Below are 18,016 nucleotides of genomic sequence, written 5' to 3'. Positions count from 1 at the left end.
CTCCTGCAGCAACCGGTAACCCTGCCACAGGAAACGGGTCGTCTGTTCGGTTTTGCCCTTGTAGCGCACCGCCTTGCGGCTGCGGCGGCCCAGCGCATCGTAATGATACTGCGCCTCGAACTCGCCCTGCGGGCCGCGGCCATGCGCCTGCACCAGCCGATTGTCAGCGTCGTAGCGGTAGTGCTGTTCATACAGGCCGTTGCGCCGGCTGATCAGGTTGCCCCAGGCGTCGTAACGGTAAAACAGTTTTTGCCAGTGCGTCAGCCGGTTATCGGCGATCGGCGCCAGCGGCAGGTGCGCGTCGATGTCGCTCTGCGGGCTGCGTTCGCCCAGCAGGTTATCCGCCAGATCGTACACCAGCCGTGCGCCCGGTTTGCCCTGATTGGGCTCGCGGTGTTGCAGCAGGCGGCCTTCGGCGTCGTAACCGTAGTGTACTTCGCCGCGCAGCGCGTCGCTCACCCCGGCCAGCTCGCCGCGGCCGGTGTAGCGATAGGCGCGCCACAGCACGCCGTCTTCCGGCCGGGTCAGTTTGTCGTGGCCGAAGGCGCTGCTCTGCCAGCTGCGGCGGCCCATGGCGTCGTAACGCCGCTGCTGCTGCAGCGCGCCCTGGCTGCGGCCGGTTTCCCGGTGCAGGCGATCGCGGGTGAACTCGCTCACCACCTGCTGGTTGAATTTAATGGCGCTGGCGTGGCCGGAGCCGTAATACAGCCACTGCAGGCGATCGCCCTGCGGCAGCGTCAGCGCCTGCAGGTTGGCCAGCGCATCCCACTGGTATTGCAGCTCGCCGTTCACGCCCTGCTCGCCGAGCAGCCGCCCGGCGGCGTCATAGCGCATCTGCACGCTGTCCGGCTCGATGCCCAGCGCCGCGCCGCTCGCCGTCGGCAGGCGGTTCAGCTCGCGCAGCCGCCCCATGGCGTCGAAGCGGTAATGCCATTCCGCGCTGGCGTTGCCGCGCCAGACCAGCTGCCCGGCCTCGTCGAAACGGAAGCGCTGTTCGCGCTGCGTCAGCTCACCCGCGCTGCCCGGCAGGCCGACCTCGCGGTGCTCCTCCAGCAGCCCGGCCGCGCCGTAGCGATAATAGTGGCGGGTGTCGTCCGGGCGCTCTTCGGCCAGCACGCGGCCCACCGCATCGTAGCTGAAGCGGTATTCGCCGCCGTTGCCGTTCTCCAGCCGCGTCAGCCAGCCCTGCGGGCTGTAGTGATAGCGCCGGGTGCGGTTGATGCGATCGGTGATGCTGACCGGCAGCCTCAGGGCGTTGTACTGCCAGCGGGTCAGGCTGCCCAGCGCGTCCTGATGTTCGGCCAGCTGGCCGTGCGCATTCCAGTTAAAGCGCTCTTCGCCGCCGTCCGGGTGGATCAGGGTGTGCAGGCGCCCGCCGTTATCCCACCGGTAACGCGTCTGGTGGCCTTCGGCATCGGTCTGCGCCGTCAGTTGCCCCAGCGCATCGTAGGTATAAGCCGTCACGCTGCCGGAACAGTCGGTGTAGCGCGTCAGCTGGCCGCGGGCGTCCCACTCCAGCTTCACTTCCCCGCCCAGCGCGTCGATCACGCTGCCCGGCAGGCTCTCTTCGTCATCCGGGTAGCGGTACAGCGTGGCATTGCCCAGCGCATCGACATAGCGCGTCGGGCGCCCCAGCGTGTCCCAGTGCTGCGCTTCGCTGCTGCCGTCCGGGTACGCGACGGCGAACAGCCGGCCGCTGTTGCGCGAATATTGATAGCGCGTCACGCGGCCGAGCGGATCGGTCTCCGACAGCAAACGGCCGTAAGGATCCCATTCGCTCTGGCGCTGCGCGCCGCCGGGCAGCAGCACGCTGCACAGTTCGCCGCGTTGGTAGATAAAACCGTAGCGGCGCTGGTCGAAGTCGGTGTACTGCGCCACGTTGTCGTCGTCATCCAGCCGCCACTCCGCGCGCTTGCCGTCGCCGCGCACCGCACTGCGGCGCCCACCGGCGAAGTCATAACCGAACTCCAGCGATTCTCCGGCGCTGTTGCGGTAGGCCGTCACGCGCGGCACGCCGTCAATCTCTTGCCATTGGTATTCGTTCAGCAGCCCGGCGGCGTCCTGGTGGCTGATCATCAGGCCGTCGCGCCAGCCGAAGCGGCGCGTTACCTCACCGGCACGGTTGCTCACCGTCGTCAGTTGGCCCTGCTCATCGTAACCGTAGCGCGTCAGCGTCCGTTCGCCTTCAGCGGTTTGCAGCGCCACTTCGCGCAGGCGGCCCTGCGCATAGCGGCACATCAGGCGCTGCCCGGCGCTGTCCACCAGTTCGCTCAGCAGCCCCTCGTCGTCGTAAAACAGCGAGGTGGCGTTGCCGATGGCGTCGGTGATCATGCTGAGCCGGCTCGGCTGGTCGCCCGCCAGCGGCGGGTAGTGGAAAATCTGTTCGCCGACGTCAAACAGCTGCCAGCTGCCGTCGTCGTTGTGCATCAGCCAGCATTTTTCGGCTTCGCAGTAGGTTTTGTGGCCGCGCGGCACCCTGGGGAAAGCGACGAAGTCGCCGGAAGGCGCGCGCCACACCAGGCCGTCCTGATACGGCTGCAGGCTGCTCTCCCAGAACAGGTTCCAGCCGCGGCCCAGTACGCCGTCGCCGGGGTTGCCACTGCGCCAATAGCGCTGCCAGGCGACCGGCAGGCGCGAAGGCAGCACGAAATCGAGATCGTCTTCGCCGTCGAGGAATTTCTGGCCGCTGACGATATCCACCGGCCGGGCGATAATGCCGACGGCGGCGGTGGCGGTCATCAGGGTGCCGGCGCGGCAGGCGATGCGCGCCAGCTTGTTGATGCCGGGCAGCTTGCCCAGCAGTTTGCCGAGCGCCCCCAGCTTGCCGGCGGCGCCGCCCACGCCGCCCACCAGGCCGGCGAACAGCAGCGTCAGGTCAGAGACCTTGTACAGCCAATCCGGCACTTCGGGCTTGATCGGCAAGGTGGTGACGGTGCCGCCGCCGATAAACACGTTGGGCGAACCTTCCATCACCTGCGCGTCGCAGTTGGTTTTGTCCCCCACGCGCGAGGCGGGCTGGCCGTTGATGCTGACCTTGTCGGAGCCCTGCGCCATCTGCATGCTCGGGCCGTCGTCGCTGCAGGCCACCTGGCTGTTGGTGGCGAGCGCGGCGGGTTTGCCGTTGATGAAGACGTTGGGGGAGCCGGTGACGATATTGCCTTTGGGGGTCAGGCTACCGGCGCCGGCGTCGGCAATGCCGTCGCGCGCCGCGGTGGCCGCCTCCCCGGTGAGATACCCCACCGCCAGACTGGCGCCGATGAGCAGCACGCCGACGCCGATACAGGAAGCCGCCAGGCCGGCGACGAACAGCGCACCCGCCGCCACCGCGCCTGCGGCGGCGATCAGGCCGCCGACAATCGTGCCGGCAATCATGCCGGCCAGGGCATGGGAATGCCCGATGGTATCGCCGACGCGAGCCGCTTCGGTCATCGTAAGGTCCTTTTACGCAAAGAGTTCATCGTTAGGCCGCCCGGTAGCTGCTCAGCACCTGCTGCAGCAGCGCGTCGTCTTGCGGCGTCAGCTTGCGCGCCATCGCCAGGGTGAACACCAGCACCCGGCCTTCCGCCAGCGCGAACACCGCCTGGTTTTGCCAGATGCGCTTGCCGTCGCGCAGGTAGCTGGCGCGCACCCATTCACCGGCGGTTAATCCATCGCCCAGCGTCGCCGGCTCGCGGCTTTTGAATGCCCAGCCTTTCAGCCCCTGCGCCAGCGCGTCGAGCTGGCGGGTGACGTAGCCTTCCAGGTTCTCCGCCGGCTGCAGCGCATCGCGGGAAATATTGATTGAGGGGGAAACATCATCGCCGGCCAACAGCACGTTGACGGTGCGATCGGCATAGCCTTCCGGCAAAGCGACGCTGCCTTCGCTGAAAGCGCAGCGGGATAAAGCGGACATGCGAGGATCCTTTTGCATAAATAATCCTTAAGCATCGCATAACTTAGCCTTGAAATAAAACCTTCAGGCTCCGCCAATATTGCGCGGCGTGACCGCGTTCACTGTGTACAAGGCCGTGGCCGGAACCTTGCCCGGGATCGGGCCGTAACATTACAGAATTATCTGAAACTGCTGGCGCGCCGACGCCCTGATTGTGGCTATACTCGGCTATCGTCCGTTTTTCAGGAGATCAGGATGCTGAGATTCACCCGTCGTGCGCTGCTGTGCGCCACGCTGGCCGCGTTCCCCGCCGCCGCCGAAACGCCTAAGTTCGGCCCGGAGCTGCAGGGCTTTCACTACCCTTACCCGTTGCAGCAGTTCAGCTTCACCTCGCAGGGGCAGCCGTTAAAAATGGGCTATATGGACGTGCCGCCGGAAGGTGCCGCCAACGGCCGCACCGCGCTGCTGCTGCACGGTAAAAACTTCTGCGCCGCCACCTGGCAGGACACCATCAAGGCGCTGAGCAAGGCCGGTTACCGCGTCATCGCGCCGGATCAAATCGGCTTTTGCTCCTCCACCAAACCGGCACATTACCAGTACAGCTTCCAGCAGCTGGCGCAAAACACCCACGGCCTGCTGCAGAACCTGAAAATCAGCAAGGCCATCGTCATCGGCCACTCCACCGGCGGCATGCTGGCCACGCGCTACAGCCTGATGTATCCGCAGGCAGTGGAGCAATTGGTCATGGTCAACCCGATCGGCCTCGAGGACTGGAAGGCCAAAGGCGTGCCGTGGCGCAGCGTCGATCAATGGTTCGAGCGCGAGCTGAACACCTCCGCCGAGGGCATCCGCAACTATGAGCAGCGCACCTACTACGGCGGCAACTGGAAGCCGGAGTACGATCGCTGGGTGGATATGCTGGCCGGGCTGAACAACGGGCCGGGCCATCGCCTGGTGGCGTGGAACTCGGCGCTGATCTACGACATGATCTTCACCCAGCCGGTGTACTACGAGTTCAAGGATCTGCAAACCCCCACCACGCTGATGATCGGTACCGCCGACACTACCGCCATCGGCAGCGATATCGCCCCGCCGGCGGTCAAGGCCAGGATCGGCCACTATGCGGAGCTGGGCAAACAGGCGGCGAAGCTGATCCCGCACGCCACGCTGATCGAGTTCGCCGGGCTGGGCCATGCGCCGCAAATGGAGGAGCCGGAGCGTTTCCATCAGGCGTTGCTCAAGGCGCTGCAGCCCTGAGCGGCCGGTTGGCGCAGCCGCCGCGCGACGGCTAAACTTTCAGCTGGCACTCAACGGCAGGAGACAGCCATGCGACAGATTATTGCCAGCGCCTTCGTCAGCCTCGACGGCGTGATGCAGGCGCCCGGCGGGCAGGACGAAGACCGCAGCGGCGGCTTTCGCTTCGGCGGCTGGACAGCCCCCTACTGGGATGACGCCATTGCGGAAACGATGGGCGATCTTTTCTCCGCGCCGTTCGATCTGCTGCTGGGGCGGCGCACCTACGACATTTTCGCCGGCTACTGGCCGCAGATCACCGACGAGGCCGACCCGTTATCCGCCGATATCGCCCGCGTGTTCAATCAGGCCACCAAGTACGTCGCCACCCACCACGGCGAGACGCTGGCGTGGCAGAACAGCCAGTGGCTGGGGCGGGACATCCTCGCCCGGCTGCGCGAGCTGAAACGCGCGCAGGGGCCGGTACTGCTGGTGCAGGGCAGCAGCACGCTGATGCAACAGCTGCTGGCCAACGATCTGGTGGACGAACTGCGCCTGCTCACCTACCCGGTGCTGCTCGGCGGCGGCAAACGGCTGTTTGATGACAACGCGGCGCCGGCGGCCTTCACGCTGGCCCAATCGGTGGTCTCGCCCGGCGGCGTGATCGTGGCCCACTACCGCCGCGCCGGCGCGGTGACGACCGGCTCCTTCGTGGCGGAAAGCGCCGCGGTGGCCCAGCCGTAAAAAAAGGGCCGTTCGGCCCTTTTCTCTTTCCCCTGCATCGCCCTCAGGCAAACAGAATATCGCTCTGCTCTACCTGCCCGACCACGTGGATCTTGAAGTCGGCGGCATAGCTGTTGCTTTGGGTGTTCATCAACAGATCGGTGGTGCCGTTGAAGGCGTCGAAGTTGAGCTGGATCTCGCCTTTCTGGCCGCTGAAGGCGCTGCCGCTGTCGATAAAGCGCAGCTCGCTCAGGCTGTTGTTGAAGCGCAGGCCGGAGAGATCGATCTTGTCGATGCCGTGCTCGAAGTCTTCAATCACGTCGAACGCCGCCACCGTGGACTCTTTGGCATTGAGATAGACGAAATAGTCGGTGAAGTTGTTGGCGTCTTTGCCGCCCCACAGATGATCCGCCCCCAGGCCGCCGTACAGGATGTCGGAACCGGCGTTGCCCGCCAGCAGGTTGTCCTGATCGTTGCCGATGATCACATCGCGCCCGCTGCCGCCGATGGCGTTCTCAATGATCGCCCCGCGCGCGATGGCGACGTTCTGCGTGCCGCCGCCGACGCTGGAGAACGCGCCGTCGTTCAGGTTGATCATCTGCTGCTGGCTGTAGCCGGAGAAGTCCAGCGTGTCGTTGCCGCCGGCGTCCCACACCGCGAAGTTGACCGGTTTGCCGTTGTCCGCCGTGGCGGTCAGGAAATCGCGCCCGGTGTTGGAGTTAAAGCCGTACACCGTGTCGCCGGTGCGGGTGTTCATGTTGGCGCCGTACAATTTTTGGATCGCGGCGATGTCATCCACCATCGGGCCATAGCCATACACCCCTTTGGTGTCGGCGCCGGTGTAACCGGCGTTGAAATAGCTCATGATCGAGTATTGCAGCGAATCCTGATAGTAAGCCGCGTCGTTCTGGTAGCTCGGGTTGCCCAACGAGGCGTCATAAGATCCCGGGTGCGCCAGCCCCAGGGCATGCCCCAGCTCGTGGGTGAAGGTCTGGCTGCTGAAGTCGCCGCTAACCGGCGCCTGATGGGTGGCGAAGTTCTTGTTGAACCACACCGTGCCCGCAAAGGCGTTATCGCTGCCCGGTTTGGAGCTCGGCGGGTAATAGGCGTAAGCATTAATGGCATTCGGGCCGCTGCCCTCAGCAGTGCTGCCGTCGGCGCGCTGGGTGAAGTACGCGAAGGTGATGTCCGCGCGATGGTTGATATCAGTGGACGCCGTTTCGGTAAAGGTCACGTTCGCCACGTCGGCCCAGGCCTGCATCGATTTCAGCGCCTGCGCCTGCGCCGCCTGGGTCAGCGGCTGCAGCCCCTTGTCGCCGTCGCCGGTCTGGCCGATGCGGTTCAGCGCGCTCTGCGTCAGGAAGGAATAGGTCAGCGCCACCGGCTGGTGATACACCTGATCGCCGTTGTGCGTCAGGCCCGGCCGCGTCAGCTGATCGGCGGCGCGATCGAAGCTGAAGTTATCGCGGATTTTACCCAGGTTGTTGATGGCTGCCCCGCCGCGCTGGTTACTGTAGAGGTTGGCGTTGTCCAGCGTAAACAGCGCGCCATAACCCAAGCCGTCATAGGGGCTGCCGGGCTGGTGATAGTAAAATTGATAGTTATGATCGTTGGGGGATGTGGCGGCCAGGCTGGTGAACTCATCATCATCTTGCAAAATGTCATTGTGGCTACGGCGCATTGCATTCTCCTTTTACACAATAGGAACCCACTCGCTTTGTAAGACTATTCATCAGTCGTTCTAATCTAATCCAAGGCTTAGGAATGACCAGTATAGTGACTCACCCCGGCGGCGCGAGCCCGCCCGGCCTGGCTTCACCGTGCCGGGCATTGAGATAGAGATACTCGTAACAATTTGTATTCTCACTATATTAATGAGAAAAATAAGTGTATTAACGGGTTAATCATTCGTCTTTTTGCGCATTTTATCGCCGGTTAGATCAGAATAATCGAGGATTAAAAAACCTAATCCTTCCCTCATCATCAAGGTGGGTACGTGCTAAAGTGTGAACGGACAGCCGAAAGGAGTGACCCGATGCCAACCTTTTTTCTTATGCGCGCCTTGCGCCGCGCCAGCCTGACGGGAGTCGTTATGAGCGTATTGTGCAGCAGTGCCCTGGGCAGTTCACTGCCGTTGCTGGAACCCGCCGCGCTGAAGGGCGACTGGCAGCTCGCCGCCATCGGCGACGGTAAAGCCGTCTGCGAGGTGCAGCTGAGCGACGAAGCGGTGGCCAACACCAACGCCTTCCGCTTCAGCGCCTCCGCCCAGTGCCTGCAGCCGCTGGCGCTGCAAACGTTGCCGGTCGCCTGGCGGCCGACGCCGGACGGCATGACGCTGACCGACGCCGAAGGCGGCATGGTGGCCTTTCTGGCCCTGACCGCGCCGAAGCGCTATGAGCTGATCGATCGCAACGGCCCTTCACGCTTTATGCTGATCCCGCGCTAATCCCTCAGGCGAACAGCAACCCGAGCAGCGCGCCGCCCGCCAGCACCCACAGCGGATGGAGGCGCTTGCTCATGCTCAATCCCGTCGCCAGCGCCACGATCGCCGCCAGCCGCCAGCTGGGTGCGGAAGCCTCGGCGATCAAGATACCGCTGGCCGCCACCAACCCCACGGTCAGCGGCACCAGCCCGGCCTGCACGATGCGGCGCCACGGGCGATCCTTAAAGCGCCGCCAGGCGCCCATCACCAGCAGCGTGACGATGGAAGACGGCCCGAACTTGGCGACCGAAGAAACCAACAGCCCCGCCCAGCCGGCCACGTGCCAGCCGACCAGCGGCACGATCATCATGTTCGGCCCCGGTGCGGCCTGCGCCATGGCGAACAGCGCGCTGAACTCCTGGGCGCTCATCCATTGATGCACCTCCACCACCTGCCGCTGCATTTCCGGCAGAATGGTCATGCCGCCGCCAAACGCCAGCAGAGAGAGCTCGGTAAAGATCAGCGCCAGTGCAATCAGAACCCCGCTCATGACGGCCACCGCCACATCAGCAGAATGCTCAGCGGCGCCAGCACCAGCATGGTCGGCAGCAGCGGCAGGCGCAGCCAGGCGATGGCGATCAATGCCAGCGCGACGATCGCCAGCGCCGGCCATTTACCGCGCAGCGGCAGCAGCATCTTGATCCCGGTCGAGAGCAGCAGCCCGGCGGCGGCGGCGGCCAGCCCGGCGAACACATGCTGCACATGCGGATCGTTTTGGAAGCGGGCGTAGACCACGCCCAGCCCCACCACGATCGCCGTCGGCGCGCTGATGAGGCCCAGCAAGGCGCACAGCGCGCCGCGCAGCCCGCGAAACTCCATGCCCACCGCCACCGACAGGTTGATCACGTTGCCGCCGGGCAGAAACTGGCACAGCCCGAGCAGCTCGGTAAACTGTTCGCCGCTCAGCCAGCGCCGGCGCTCCACCAACATACTGCGCGCCAGCGGCAGCACGCCGCCGAAGCCGATCAGCCCCAGCCACAGAAAGCCCACAAACAGCTCTGCGTTGCCCGGCGCTGCCGCCGGGTGCGGTTTTAACGTATTGATATCTGACATGACATTGCCATTCCATATCGCTTTTTTTGATGTCTGGTATCATGCGCGCCGCCGTGCCATGATGTCTAATGCATTCCGGAACAACCAAAGATACCTTTGAGGTATGGCAATGATCGAACTGCGTCGCCTGCGGGCGTTCGTCACCGTGGTGGAAGAAGGCAACATCACCCGCGCCGCCGAGCGGCTGTTTATCCAGCAGCCGCCGCTGACCCGCCTGCTGCAGGGGCTGGAAGACGAACTGGGCGTAACCTTGTTGCAGCGCCTGCCGCGCGGCGTGCGCGTCACCGAGGCGGGCGGCGTGCTGTTCGAAGAGGCCCGCGCCCTGCTGGCGCGCGCCGAACGCCTGCGCGAAGCGGTGCAGCGCGCCGCCCGTGGCGAGCAAGGGCACATCGCCATCGGCTTCACCAGTTCCGCCGCGCTGCACCCGTTCGTGCCCAACCTGCTGCGCCGCTACCGCGACATCCTGCCGGGCATCACTACCCAGTTGGAAGAAGCCGGCAGCGGCGAACTGATGGAGGCGTTGCTGGAACAGCGCCTCGACGCCGCCTTCGTGCGCTCGCCGGCCAACGGCATTCCCGGCCTGAGCGTGGAGCCGGTGCTCAGCGAGCCGATGATCGTCGCCCTGCCGCTGGGCCACCGGCTGGCGCATGAGACGCAGCAACCGCTGCCGCTGGCCGAACTGGCCCACGAAGCGTTTATTCTCTATCGCCGCCCGGCCGGCCAGGGGCTGTACGACGCCATCCTGGCCGCCTGCCACCGCGCCGGCTTCAGCCCGCGCATCGTGCAGGAAGCGCCGCGCCTGCCGGCCACCCTCAGCCTGGTCGGCGCCGGACTGGGGCTGTCAGTGGTGCCCGGCTCGATGCGGCGGTTGGGCGGCGACGGCATCGTCTACCGCACCCTCGCCGAAGAGGCGCAGCTCAGCGCCCCGCTTTACCTGGCGCTGCGCCGCAGCCCGGCTTCGCCGATCGTCGAGCGCTTTCGTCAACTGGTGTTGGAGACCGTGGCGCAGTCTTAAAAAGCCCGAACGGCCAATAATAAATGAAGTTCGTTTATTATTTATTTAAACTATTCGGCGACTAAATTTAATTCCACTTAATGACTATTCAACTTCAGATAAATTAATTAAACCTGCACTCACTTAGTAACAAACGCAAACAAATAAACGCCTACCCAATACATTCCAGCCGCTAGGATTTAAGGGTCGCAGCCTATTTCGCCGATGACAAAACACCTTTCAAGAGCAATTATGCCTTCCCTGCGCCTGCCTATTCAGACGCGCGGTTTTATATTGGAGAAAATGCTATGCTATCGCGTCGTGATATATTGAAAGTCTCCGCCGTCAGCGCGGCCGCCGCCGGCATGATCGGCGGCATCGTAAAAAATGCCGCTGCCGACGATCATCGCAATATCGTCCCCCCCAGCAGCTATCAGCCGCCTGCCGATGCGCAGCATCTCTATAAATATAAATTCACCGACAGCAAGAAGCGCAGCCTGCCCAGCGGCTGGGCGCGCGAAGCCACCGTCGAGCAATTCCCGATCTCCGAAGGCGTGGCGGGCGTGGACATGACGCTGGAGCCGGGCGGCGTGCGCGAGCTGCACTGGCACGCCATCGCCGCCGAATGGGCGTTTATGCTGGAAGGCCATGCGCGCATCACCATCCTCGATCCCGAGGGCAAATGCGAAGTGGCGGATTTCGGCCCCGGCGACGTGTGGTATTTCCCGAAAGGCTATGGCCATTCCATTCAGGCGCTGGCAGACGGCGCGCATTTTATTCTGGCGTTCGATAACGGCCATTTCTCCGAGTTCGGCACCTTCAGCATTACCGATTGGGTGACGCATATGCCGAAAGAGGTATTGGAAAAAAGCGTCAACATGCCGGCGGCGGTATTTTCCAAAGCCAAACAGGGCGAGGCTTATATTGTCGGCGGCGCCGTTCCGCCCACCTTGCCATTGCCGAAAAACGACGGCGGATTAAATAACGCCCCGCTGACCCACCGCTATGAATTAATGAAGCAAAAGCCGTTCTTTGAAAATGACGCCGGCAGCGTGCATTTGGTGTCGTCGAAAGAATTTCCCATCTCCACCACCATGACCGGCATCATCGAGATCGTGAAACCCGGCGCGATCCGGGAATTGCACTGGCACCCCAATGCCAACGAATGGCAATACTATATTGCCGGTAAGGGCCGCATGACGGTGTTCAGCTCGCACGGCCACGCGCAGACGGAAGAGTTCGCCCCTTCGGACGTCGGTTACGTGCCGCAGGGCTTCGGCCATTACATCGAGAACATCGGCGATGAGGATTTGAAGGTATTGATCGTGATGGACAACGGCATTTATCAGGATATTTCGTTGTCCGACTGGCTGGCGAAAACCCCGGCCTACCTGCTGGCGGACAACTTCAATAATCAGATTGAGGACTGGCAGGATAGACCGAAAGACAAGCGGGTCATGTCGCGCCGCAGCCGCTGACGCCACGGCGAGGGAGAAGCTCCCTCGCCCCCTGGCCTGCCTCTTACAGCGTGGTTTTAAAGAATGGCACCAGCTTCTCCAGCGCCCGGGCTACCGGCTCCGGTTTGTCGTAGAGATCGTAATGCGACCAGCCTTCCACCACCACCAGCTCTTTGTGCTGCGATTTGGCGCGGCGCACAATCTCATAGCCGTCGCGCAACGCGCCGAACAGGCCGGGCTTGCCGCCGACGATCACCAACAGCGGCTGGGTCAGCAGCACTTCCGCCAGGTGGAACGCGTCCCAGCCTACGGCCGCCGCGTTGTGGGAATACAGCGTCTTGTTTACGCCGTTCGGCTTCTCGCCGCGCGCCGTACGGTAGTACTCTGTCGCTTCGCGCAGATCGATATCGGCGCCGTCTTGTTGCGCCGCCTCAACGCTCGGATACAGGCCTACATCCACGCGCAGCGCCGCACCGCGCGCCTCTGCGGTGCGCTGCCGGGCAATATCCTCAAGAAAAGCCACAGGATCGCCATTGGCCAACACGCCCTCGCGCATCACCCGGCCATAGTTGGCGCCGGTGATGGTCGCCACCGCTTTGATGCGCCGCTCCGTCATTGAGGCGTTGATGGCGTAACCGCCGCCGCCGCAGATGCCGAGCACGCCGATACGCTGGTCATCAACGTAATCCAGCGTCACCAGATAATCGGTCACGACGCGAAAATCTTCCACGCGCTGGGTGGGATCTTCGATAAAGCGCGGTTCGCCGCCGCTCTCGCCCTGGAAGCTGGCGTCGAACGCGATGACCACAAAACCGGCTTTCGCCAGCGCCGCGCCATAGACGTTCCCCGAGGTCTGCTCTTTGCAGCTGCCGATCGGGTGGGCGCTGATGATCGCCGGGTACTTTTTCCGCTCGTCGAAATCCGGCGGGAAATGAATATCCGCCGCGATGTCCCAATACTGACGCTTGATTTTGACCGTTTTCATCATGAGTTCCTCACAGGGTTGCTGGCTCGGGAAACGCGCTCGGCATCGCTTCCGCTGGGATAACGCTCACTTTAGACGCCGTATTGTTCTTTGAGAAGCCCAGGGAATGGACTACAGTGTTAAGCTGTGATTTACAATGCGGAACGTATCGATGGATCCTTCCCTGCTTCCCTCACTGGCGTGGTTCGCGCATATCGCGCAGCATCGCAGCTTTACCAAAGCGGCGGCCCAAATGGGCGTTTCCCGCGCCGCACTGTCGCAAAATCTAAAGGCGCTGGAAAAACAGCTGAACGTCAAGCTGCTCTACCGCACTACCCGCGATATGTCGCTCACGGAGGAAGGACAACGCCTGCTCGAGGCCCTGGCTCCCGCCCTCAACGCGATCGAACACGCCGTCGGCACGCTGGAAGAGAGCCGCCACGAGCCGGCGGGGCTGCTGCGGATAAACGCTTCGCGCACGGCCGCCAAGCACTTTATCGAACCGCATGTCGGTGAATTTCTGGCGCGCTATCCCAGGCTGAAGCTTGAGCTGGTGATGGACGACGGCATGGCCAGCATCATTTCCGAAGGCTACGACGCCGGCGTGCGGCTGGGTGAAAGCCTCGCCGAGCATATGGTGGCGATCCCCATCACCCCGCAGGTGGAACTGGTGGCGGTGGCCACGCCGCAGTACCTCAGCCGTAACGGCACGCCCGCCACGCCGGCGGATCTGGTCAACCACAACTGCATCGCTTTTCGTCACGCAACCAGCGGTGCCATTTATCAATGGGAGTTTTCCACTGTCGAGCGGCACGCGCGCCATACCTTTTCCGTCGAGCCGCAAGGCAGCGTGATCACCAACGACGACGACGGCATGATCCGCGCCGCGTTGCAGCATGTCGGCATTATTCAGCACTTTGATTTCGCCGTGAAGGCGCTGGTGGAACGCGGTGAATTGGTACGGATCCTGCAGCCTTGGTCGCAGCCGTTTCCCGGCTTCTACCTGTATATCCCCTCCCGTGAGCACATGTCTTCCAAGGTCAGGGCGCTGCTGGACTTTCTGGTCGAGAAGCGCGCAGGCTAAACCGGCCCGCGCGCCTTTTCGCTTTACTGCTTGCGCTGCTCCGCCACCTGTTTGGCGGTGACTTTGCCCTGCTTATCGCCGAAATGGCCGACCACGAAGTTGGCGACCGCCGCCACTTCCTCGTCGGAGTAGGCGCTGCCGAACGCCGGCATCATTTCATGCCGTTCGCCGATGCTGATGCTCGTCCCCTTCAGGATGGCCTGCACCACGCTGCGCCCCTGCGGATCGTTCACCGCCGTGCTGCCCACCAGCGACGCATACTCGCTCTGGCGGCCCGGCCCGTTCCACTGGTGGCAGCCGCTGCAGTCGTTGGCGAACACCCGCCGCCCGAGCGACTGCTCTTGCCCGCCCGGCAGGATCGGGGTGGAAGCCCCCGCGCCCTTCGGCTGCAGATTCACCGCCGCGGCGGCGTCGCCGGCGATCGGTTCGATATCGCGCAGGTATTTCACCAGCGCCAGATTATCTTCCGGCGTCAGGAACTGCAGGCTGTTTTCCACCGCTTCCGCCATCGGGCCGGCGGCGCTGCTGCGCCCCGGCGCATGGCCGGTGGCCAGATATTGCGACAGCTGCTGGTCGCTCCAGCCGCCGATGCCGGTCTGTTTGTCCGGCGTGATGTTGGCGGCGAACCAGCCCTGCACCACTTCACCGCTCAGGTGCTTGCTCTGGTTGAGGCCGAACCCCAGATTGCGCGGCGTGTGGCACTCGCCGCAGTGGCCCAGCGCGGTCGCCAGATAGGCGCCGCGGTTCCACTGCTCGTCCTTGTTGAGATCCGGCGCAAAGCGTTGCTCATGGAAGAACGCCAGGTTCCATAATTTCATGCCCCAACGCTGATTGAACGGGAACGACAGGTCGTTTTGCGGGTTGGCCTGCTTCACCGGCGGCAGGCTGAACAGATAGGCTTTGATCGCCAGCACGTCGTCGCGGCTCAGCCCGGTGTAGGAGGTGTACGGCATCGCCGGATACAGGTTGCCCTGCGGGCCGATACCCTCACGCACCGCGCGCACGAACTGATCGTCGCTCCAGTTGCCGATGCCGGTCTCCTTGTCGGCGGTGATGTTGGTGCCGTAAATGGTGCCGAACGGCAGTTTGAAGGCGAAGCCGCCCGCATAAGGCGCGCCGCCCGGCGCGGTGTGGCACGCCACGCAGTCGGCGGCGCGCGCCAGGTACTCGCCGCGCGCCAGTTTATCGGTGATGCCGACCGGCGCTCCGGCGATCGGCGCCGCAGGCTCCGCGCCGGTGGGCCGCAGCAGCGTGTACAGCGCATATCCTCCCGCCAACACCACCACGGCGATAATCAGCCATAACAGCCCTTTCAAGGCGTTGCTCATCGCATCTCTCCCTAACCCAACGCCTTGGCGGCCTGGTGGATGGCGGCGCGAATGCGCACATAGGTGGCGCAGCGGCAGACGTTGCCGCCCATCGCCGCGTCGATGTCCGCATCGCTCGAATTTTTACTTTGCGCCAGCAGCGCGCTGGCGCTCATGATCTGGCCGGACTGGCAGTAGCCGCACTGCACCACGTCCAGATCAAGCCAGGCCTCCTGCACCGCCTTGCCTTCCGGCGTGGCGCCCACGGCTTCGATGGTGGTGATTTTTTTGCCGACGGCGGCCGAAATCGGCGTCATGCACGACCGCACCGGCACCCCGTCCAGATGCACGGTGCAGGCGCCGCACATGGCGATGCCGCAGCCGAACTTGGTGCCGGTCAGGCCGGCTTCGTCACGCAAGAACCACAGCAGCGGCATGTGCGGATCGCCCTCGAAGGTCAGCGGCTGCTCGTTTACGGTTAATTGAATCATCAGGTTCTCTCCTTGTCAGACGCCGGGTTCTCGGTGGGATTATGCAGCGGCAGGCTCAGCGAGGTGCGCGGCCGCCCGAGCAGCGCCAGCGCATTGCCGACCGCCGGGGCGATGGTCGGCACCCCCAGCTCGCCCACGCCGGTCGGTTTCTCGCTCGAGGGCACGATGATCACTTCGATCTCCGGCATCTCATCGATGCGCAGCGGGCGGAAGTTATTGAAGTTGGACTGTTCGACCACGCCGTCTTTCAGCGTGATATTGCCGTACAGCGCCATGCTCAGGCCGTAGCCGATGCCGCCCTCGATCTGCGCGCGGATCACGTCGGGGTTCACCGCCACGCCGCAGTCCACCGCGCACCACACCTTGTGCACTTTCGGGATGCCGCCTTCGCCGATCGACACCTCGGCCACCTGCGCCACATAGGTATCGAACGCCTTGGCGACGCCCACGCCGCGCGCGCGCCCGTCCACCACTTTCGCGCCCTGCCAGTCAGCGGCTTTCGCTACCGCCCGCAGCGCGCCCGCCGCGCGCGGCGCGTCGCCCATCAGCGCCAGCCGCCCTTCGACCGGATCCTGGCCGGTTTCCTGCAGCAGTTGATCGATAAAGCTCTCCACCGCGTGGCCGGTGTGGGTGCTGGCGACCGACCGCAGCGAGGTGGTCGGCACCTTGCCGGGCACGATGTGCGCATCGCAGCGGAAGGCTTCGAAGGTGTATGACACCTCGCTGGCGCCCTCGACCATCATCTGATCGAGTCCGTTGACCACCAGCGCATCCATCGCGCTGTGGCGCGTCCAGGAGTGGCCGACCACGGTATCGGTCCAGCCCACCACCTTGCCGCCACGGATGGCGCCGCGCAGGCGGTGCAGAATCATCGGGCGATACCAGCCGTTGCGGATGTCGTCCTCGCGCGTCCATACCACCTTCACGCCGTGGCCGGGGCCGATACCCTTGGCCGCCGCCGCCATGTCGGCCGCCAGATCCGGCCCCAGCGTCGGGTTGCCTAAATCGATGCGCCGGCCGAAGCTGCCGCCCGCCAGAATGGTTTCAATCTGCACCTTGTCCGGCGGCAACTCGAACAGATCGCACAGCTGCTTGTGATCGAGCGTTTGAATTTGGCAGCCGTAGCGCGCCTTGACGCTCTCGCCGTCCCAGAACAGATAGCCGTCCAGCGGCTCCATCGGCGCGTGGGCGACGTACGGGAAGGTGTATTCGGCCTCGATCACCTTGTCAGCCTTGTCGAACACCTCGTCCGGCTTGCCGTGGCTCTTCGCCACCACGCCGGTTTTCTGCGCCACCTGGCGGAATTCGGCGTAAATCTCCTCGGTGTTGCGCCGTTCGGCCTGCGCATCGTCCCACGTCACCTTCAGCCGCTCCCGCCCCTGGATCGCCGCCCAGGTATTTTTGGCGTAAACCGCCACGCCGGTGGCGATTTGCTTCACCGCTACCACCCCCGGCACCGCCAGCGCCCGTTCGGCGTCGAAGGCCACCACCTTACCGCCGAAGCGCGGCGGCTTCTTGATGGTGACGGTCAACATCTCCGGCTCATGGATATCCTGCGAGAACTGCGCGCTGCCGTTGGTTTTCGCCAGCGAATCGACGCGATGCAGGCCGCGCGTTTTGCCGATCAGGGTGAAATTAGCCGGATCCTTCAGCGTCAGGCTGGCGGGATCGGGCGGCGGCAGCGTGGCGGCCAGCGCGGCGAATTCGCCGAAGCCCGCTTCGCGTCCGCTGGCGGCATGGCGAATCTTGCCCGCCTGCACGGTGATTTCCTGCGCCGAGGTTTTCCAGCTCTGCGCGGCGGCCTGCACCAGCAGCGCTCGCGCCATGGCGCCCATGCGGCGCATTTGCTCATAGGCATTGGCCACCGAGCTCGAACCGCCGGTGCCCTGGAATCCGAAGGCCAGGTTTTTGTAGATATGGGTGTCCACCGGCGCGGCGACGACCCGCACCTGCGCCCAGTCGGCATCGAGCTCTTCGGCAACCAGCGTCGCCATGCCGGTATAGACCCCCTGGCCCACTTCGGTGTGTTTACTGATGACGGTGACGACGCCGTCGGCGCCGATCTGAACGAAGGCGTTGGCGTCAAACGCCGCCGCGCCGGAGGCGGCCGGGGCATTCGACCGCGCCAGCGCGCCGGTGGACGGCAGATAGGCGCCGATCACCAACGCCCCGGCGCCGACGATAAACCGCCGCCGCGAAAGCGGAACTTGGGATATGCTCATTGCTCATGACTCCAAAAAAGCCGAAGGCGTCACTGCCTTCGGCGAAACAAATCTTGTTATGGGAATGGGTTGTTGCGCCCGTCGGGTGACATAGCGCAACAGAGCAATAATTAGCGTAGCCTATTATCCAGCAGG

Annotated in this window: 15 protein-coding genes; 6 read left to right on the top strand and 9 right to left on the bottom strand. The window is 64.0% G+C overall.

The genetic code is table 11. The annotated features are described in order from the left end of the window. Together REA38_RS09645 and REA38_RS09640 are read right to left on the bottom strand one after the other, a co-directional pair. The coding region (locus REA38_RS09645) for a PAAR domain-containing protein (protein ID WP_308885786.1) at window positions 1-3,429 on the bottom strand (3,429 nt) is incomplete at its 3' end. Window positions 3,430-3,460: 31 nt separating this feature from the next. After that, window positions 3,461-3,892, bottom strand: coding sequence for a DcrB-related protein (locus tag REA38_RS09640; RefSeq protein WP_033655257.1), 432 nt, complete (start codon window positions 3,890-3,892; stop codon window positions 3,461-3,463). Between the two features lie 234 nt (window positions 3,893-4,126). On the opposite strand from REA38_RS09640, the gene REA38_RS09635 reads away from it, so the two are divergent. Next, window positions 4,127-5,128: an alpha/beta hydrolase gene (locus REA38_RS09635; RefSeq protein WP_308885785.1), complete on the top strand. Its 1,002-nt coding sequence runs from the start codon at window positions 4,127-4,129 to the stop codon at window positions 5,126-5,128. 69 nt (window positions 5,129-5,197) lie between these two features. Then, window positions 5,198-5,848, top strand: coding sequence for a dihydrofolate reductase family protein (locus tag REA38_RS09630; RefSeq protein ID WP_060443235.1), 651 nt, complete (start codon window positions 5,198-5,200; stop codon window positions 5,846-5,848). A 43-nt stretch (window positions 5,849-5,891) separates the two neighbouring features. Here the strand turns inward: REA38_RS09630 and REA38_RS09625 are convergent, their stop codons facing one another. Continuing rightward, a complete protein-coding gene (locus REA38_RS09625; protein WP_060430167.1) occupies window positions 5,892-7,508 on the bottom strand; it encodes a serralysin family metalloprotease in 1,617 nt (538 codons plus the stop codon). Window positions 7,509-7,919: 411 nt separating this feature from the next. On the opposite strand from REA38_RS09625, the gene REA38_RS09620 reads away from it, so the two are divergent. Continuing rightward, entirely contained in the window at window positions 7,920-8,273 is a 354-nt protein-coding gene (locus REA38_RS09620; RefSeq protein ID WP_033648487.1) for an AprI/Inh family metalloprotease inhibitor, read from the top strand. A 4-nt stretch (window positions 8,274-8,277) separates the two neighbouring features. On the opposite strand, the gene REA38_RS09615 is transcribed toward REA38_RS09620, so the two are convergent. Next, window positions 8,278-8,799: a chromate transporter gene (locus tag REA38_RS09615; protein WP_033634482.1), complete on the bottom strand. Its 522-nt coding sequence runs from the start codon at window positions 8,797-8,799 to the stop codon at window positions 8,278-8,280. After that, complete coding sequence (locus REA38_RS09610) at window positions 8,796-9,362, bottom strand: chromate transporter (RefSeq protein ID WP_033634481.1); 567 nt, start codon at window positions 9,360-9,362, stop codon at window positions 8,796-8,798. The genes REA38_RS09615 and REA38_RS09610 overlap by 4 nt, the downstream gene beginning before the upstream one ends. Window positions 9,363-9,465: 103 nt before the next feature. On the opposite strand from REA38_RS09610, the gene REA38_RS09605 reads away from it, so the two are divergent. Next, complete coding sequence (locus REA38_RS09605) at window positions 9,466-10,377, top strand: LysR family transcriptional regulator (protein WP_060452975.1); 912 nt, start codon at window positions 9,466-9,468, stop codon at window positions 10,375-10,377. 287 nt (window positions 10,378-10,664) lie between these two features. Beyond that, the gene (locus REA38_RS09600; protein ID WP_308885784.1) at window positions 10,665-11,834 is read left to right on the top strand and encodes a cupin domain-containing protein; all 1,170 of its coding nucleotides are present in this window, start codon (window positions 10,665-10,667) and stop codon (window positions 11,832-11,834) included. A 43-nt stretch (window positions 11,835-11,877) separates the two neighbouring features. Here the strand turns inward: REA38_RS09600 and REA38_RS09595 are convergent, their stop codons facing one another. Continuing rightward, window positions 11,878-12,798, bottom strand: a complete 921-nt coding sequence (locus tag REA38_RS09595) for an alpha/beta hydrolase (protein ID WP_033655266.1) — start codon at window positions 12,796-12,798, stop codon at window positions 11,878-11,880. Window positions 12,799-12,949: 151 nt separating this feature from the next. Here REA38_RS09595 and REA38_RS09590 point away from each other — a divergent pair, with 151 nt between their 5' ends. Next, the gene (locus tag REA38_RS09590; RefSeq protein WP_103772652.1) at window positions 12,950-13,861 is read left to right on the top strand and encodes a LysR family transcriptional regulator; all 912 of its coding nucleotides are present in this window, start codon (window positions 12,950-12,952) and stop codon (window positions 13,859-13,861) included. Between the two features lie 23 nt (window positions 13,862-13,884). Here REA38_RS09590 and REA38_RS09585 read toward each other — a convergent pair whose 3' ends face one another. From REA38_RS09585 to REA38_RS09575, 3 genes are read right to left on the bottom strand one after another with little or no spacing between them, the layout of a single operon-like run. Beyond that, complete coding sequence (locus REA38_RS09585) at window positions 13,885-15,189, bottom strand: cytochrome c (protein WP_308885783.1); 1,305 nt, start codon at window positions 15,187-15,189, stop codon at window positions 13,885-13,887. 11 nt (window positions 15,190-15,200) lie between these two features. After that, window positions 15,201-15,659, bottom strand: a complete 459-nt coding sequence (locus tag REA38_RS09580) for a 2Fe-2S iron-sulfur cluster-binding protein (protein ID WP_308885782.1) — start codon at window positions 15,657-15,659, stop codon at window positions 15,201-15,203. Then, the gene (locus REA38_RS09575) at window positions 15,659-17,881 is read right to left on the bottom strand and encodes a molybdopterin cofactor-binding domain-containing protein (protein ID WP_308885781.1); all 2,223 of its coding nucleotides are present in this window, start codon (window positions 17,879-17,881) and stop codon (window positions 15,659-15,661) included. Before REA38_RS09575 ends, REA38_RS09580 begins: the two co-directional genes overlap by 1 nt. Between the last annotated feature and the right edge of the window lie 135 nt (window positions 17,882-18,016).

The sequence above is a fragment of the Serratia sp. MF1(2023) genome, from assembly GCF_030954545.1.
Taxonomy (GTDB): Bacteria; Pseudomonadota; Gammaproteobacteria; order Enterobacterales; family Enterobacteriaceae; genus Serratia; species Serratia sarumanii.
Note: the sequence above shows the minus strand (reverse complement) of the source record. Positions and strands in the feature narration are given on the sequence as shown.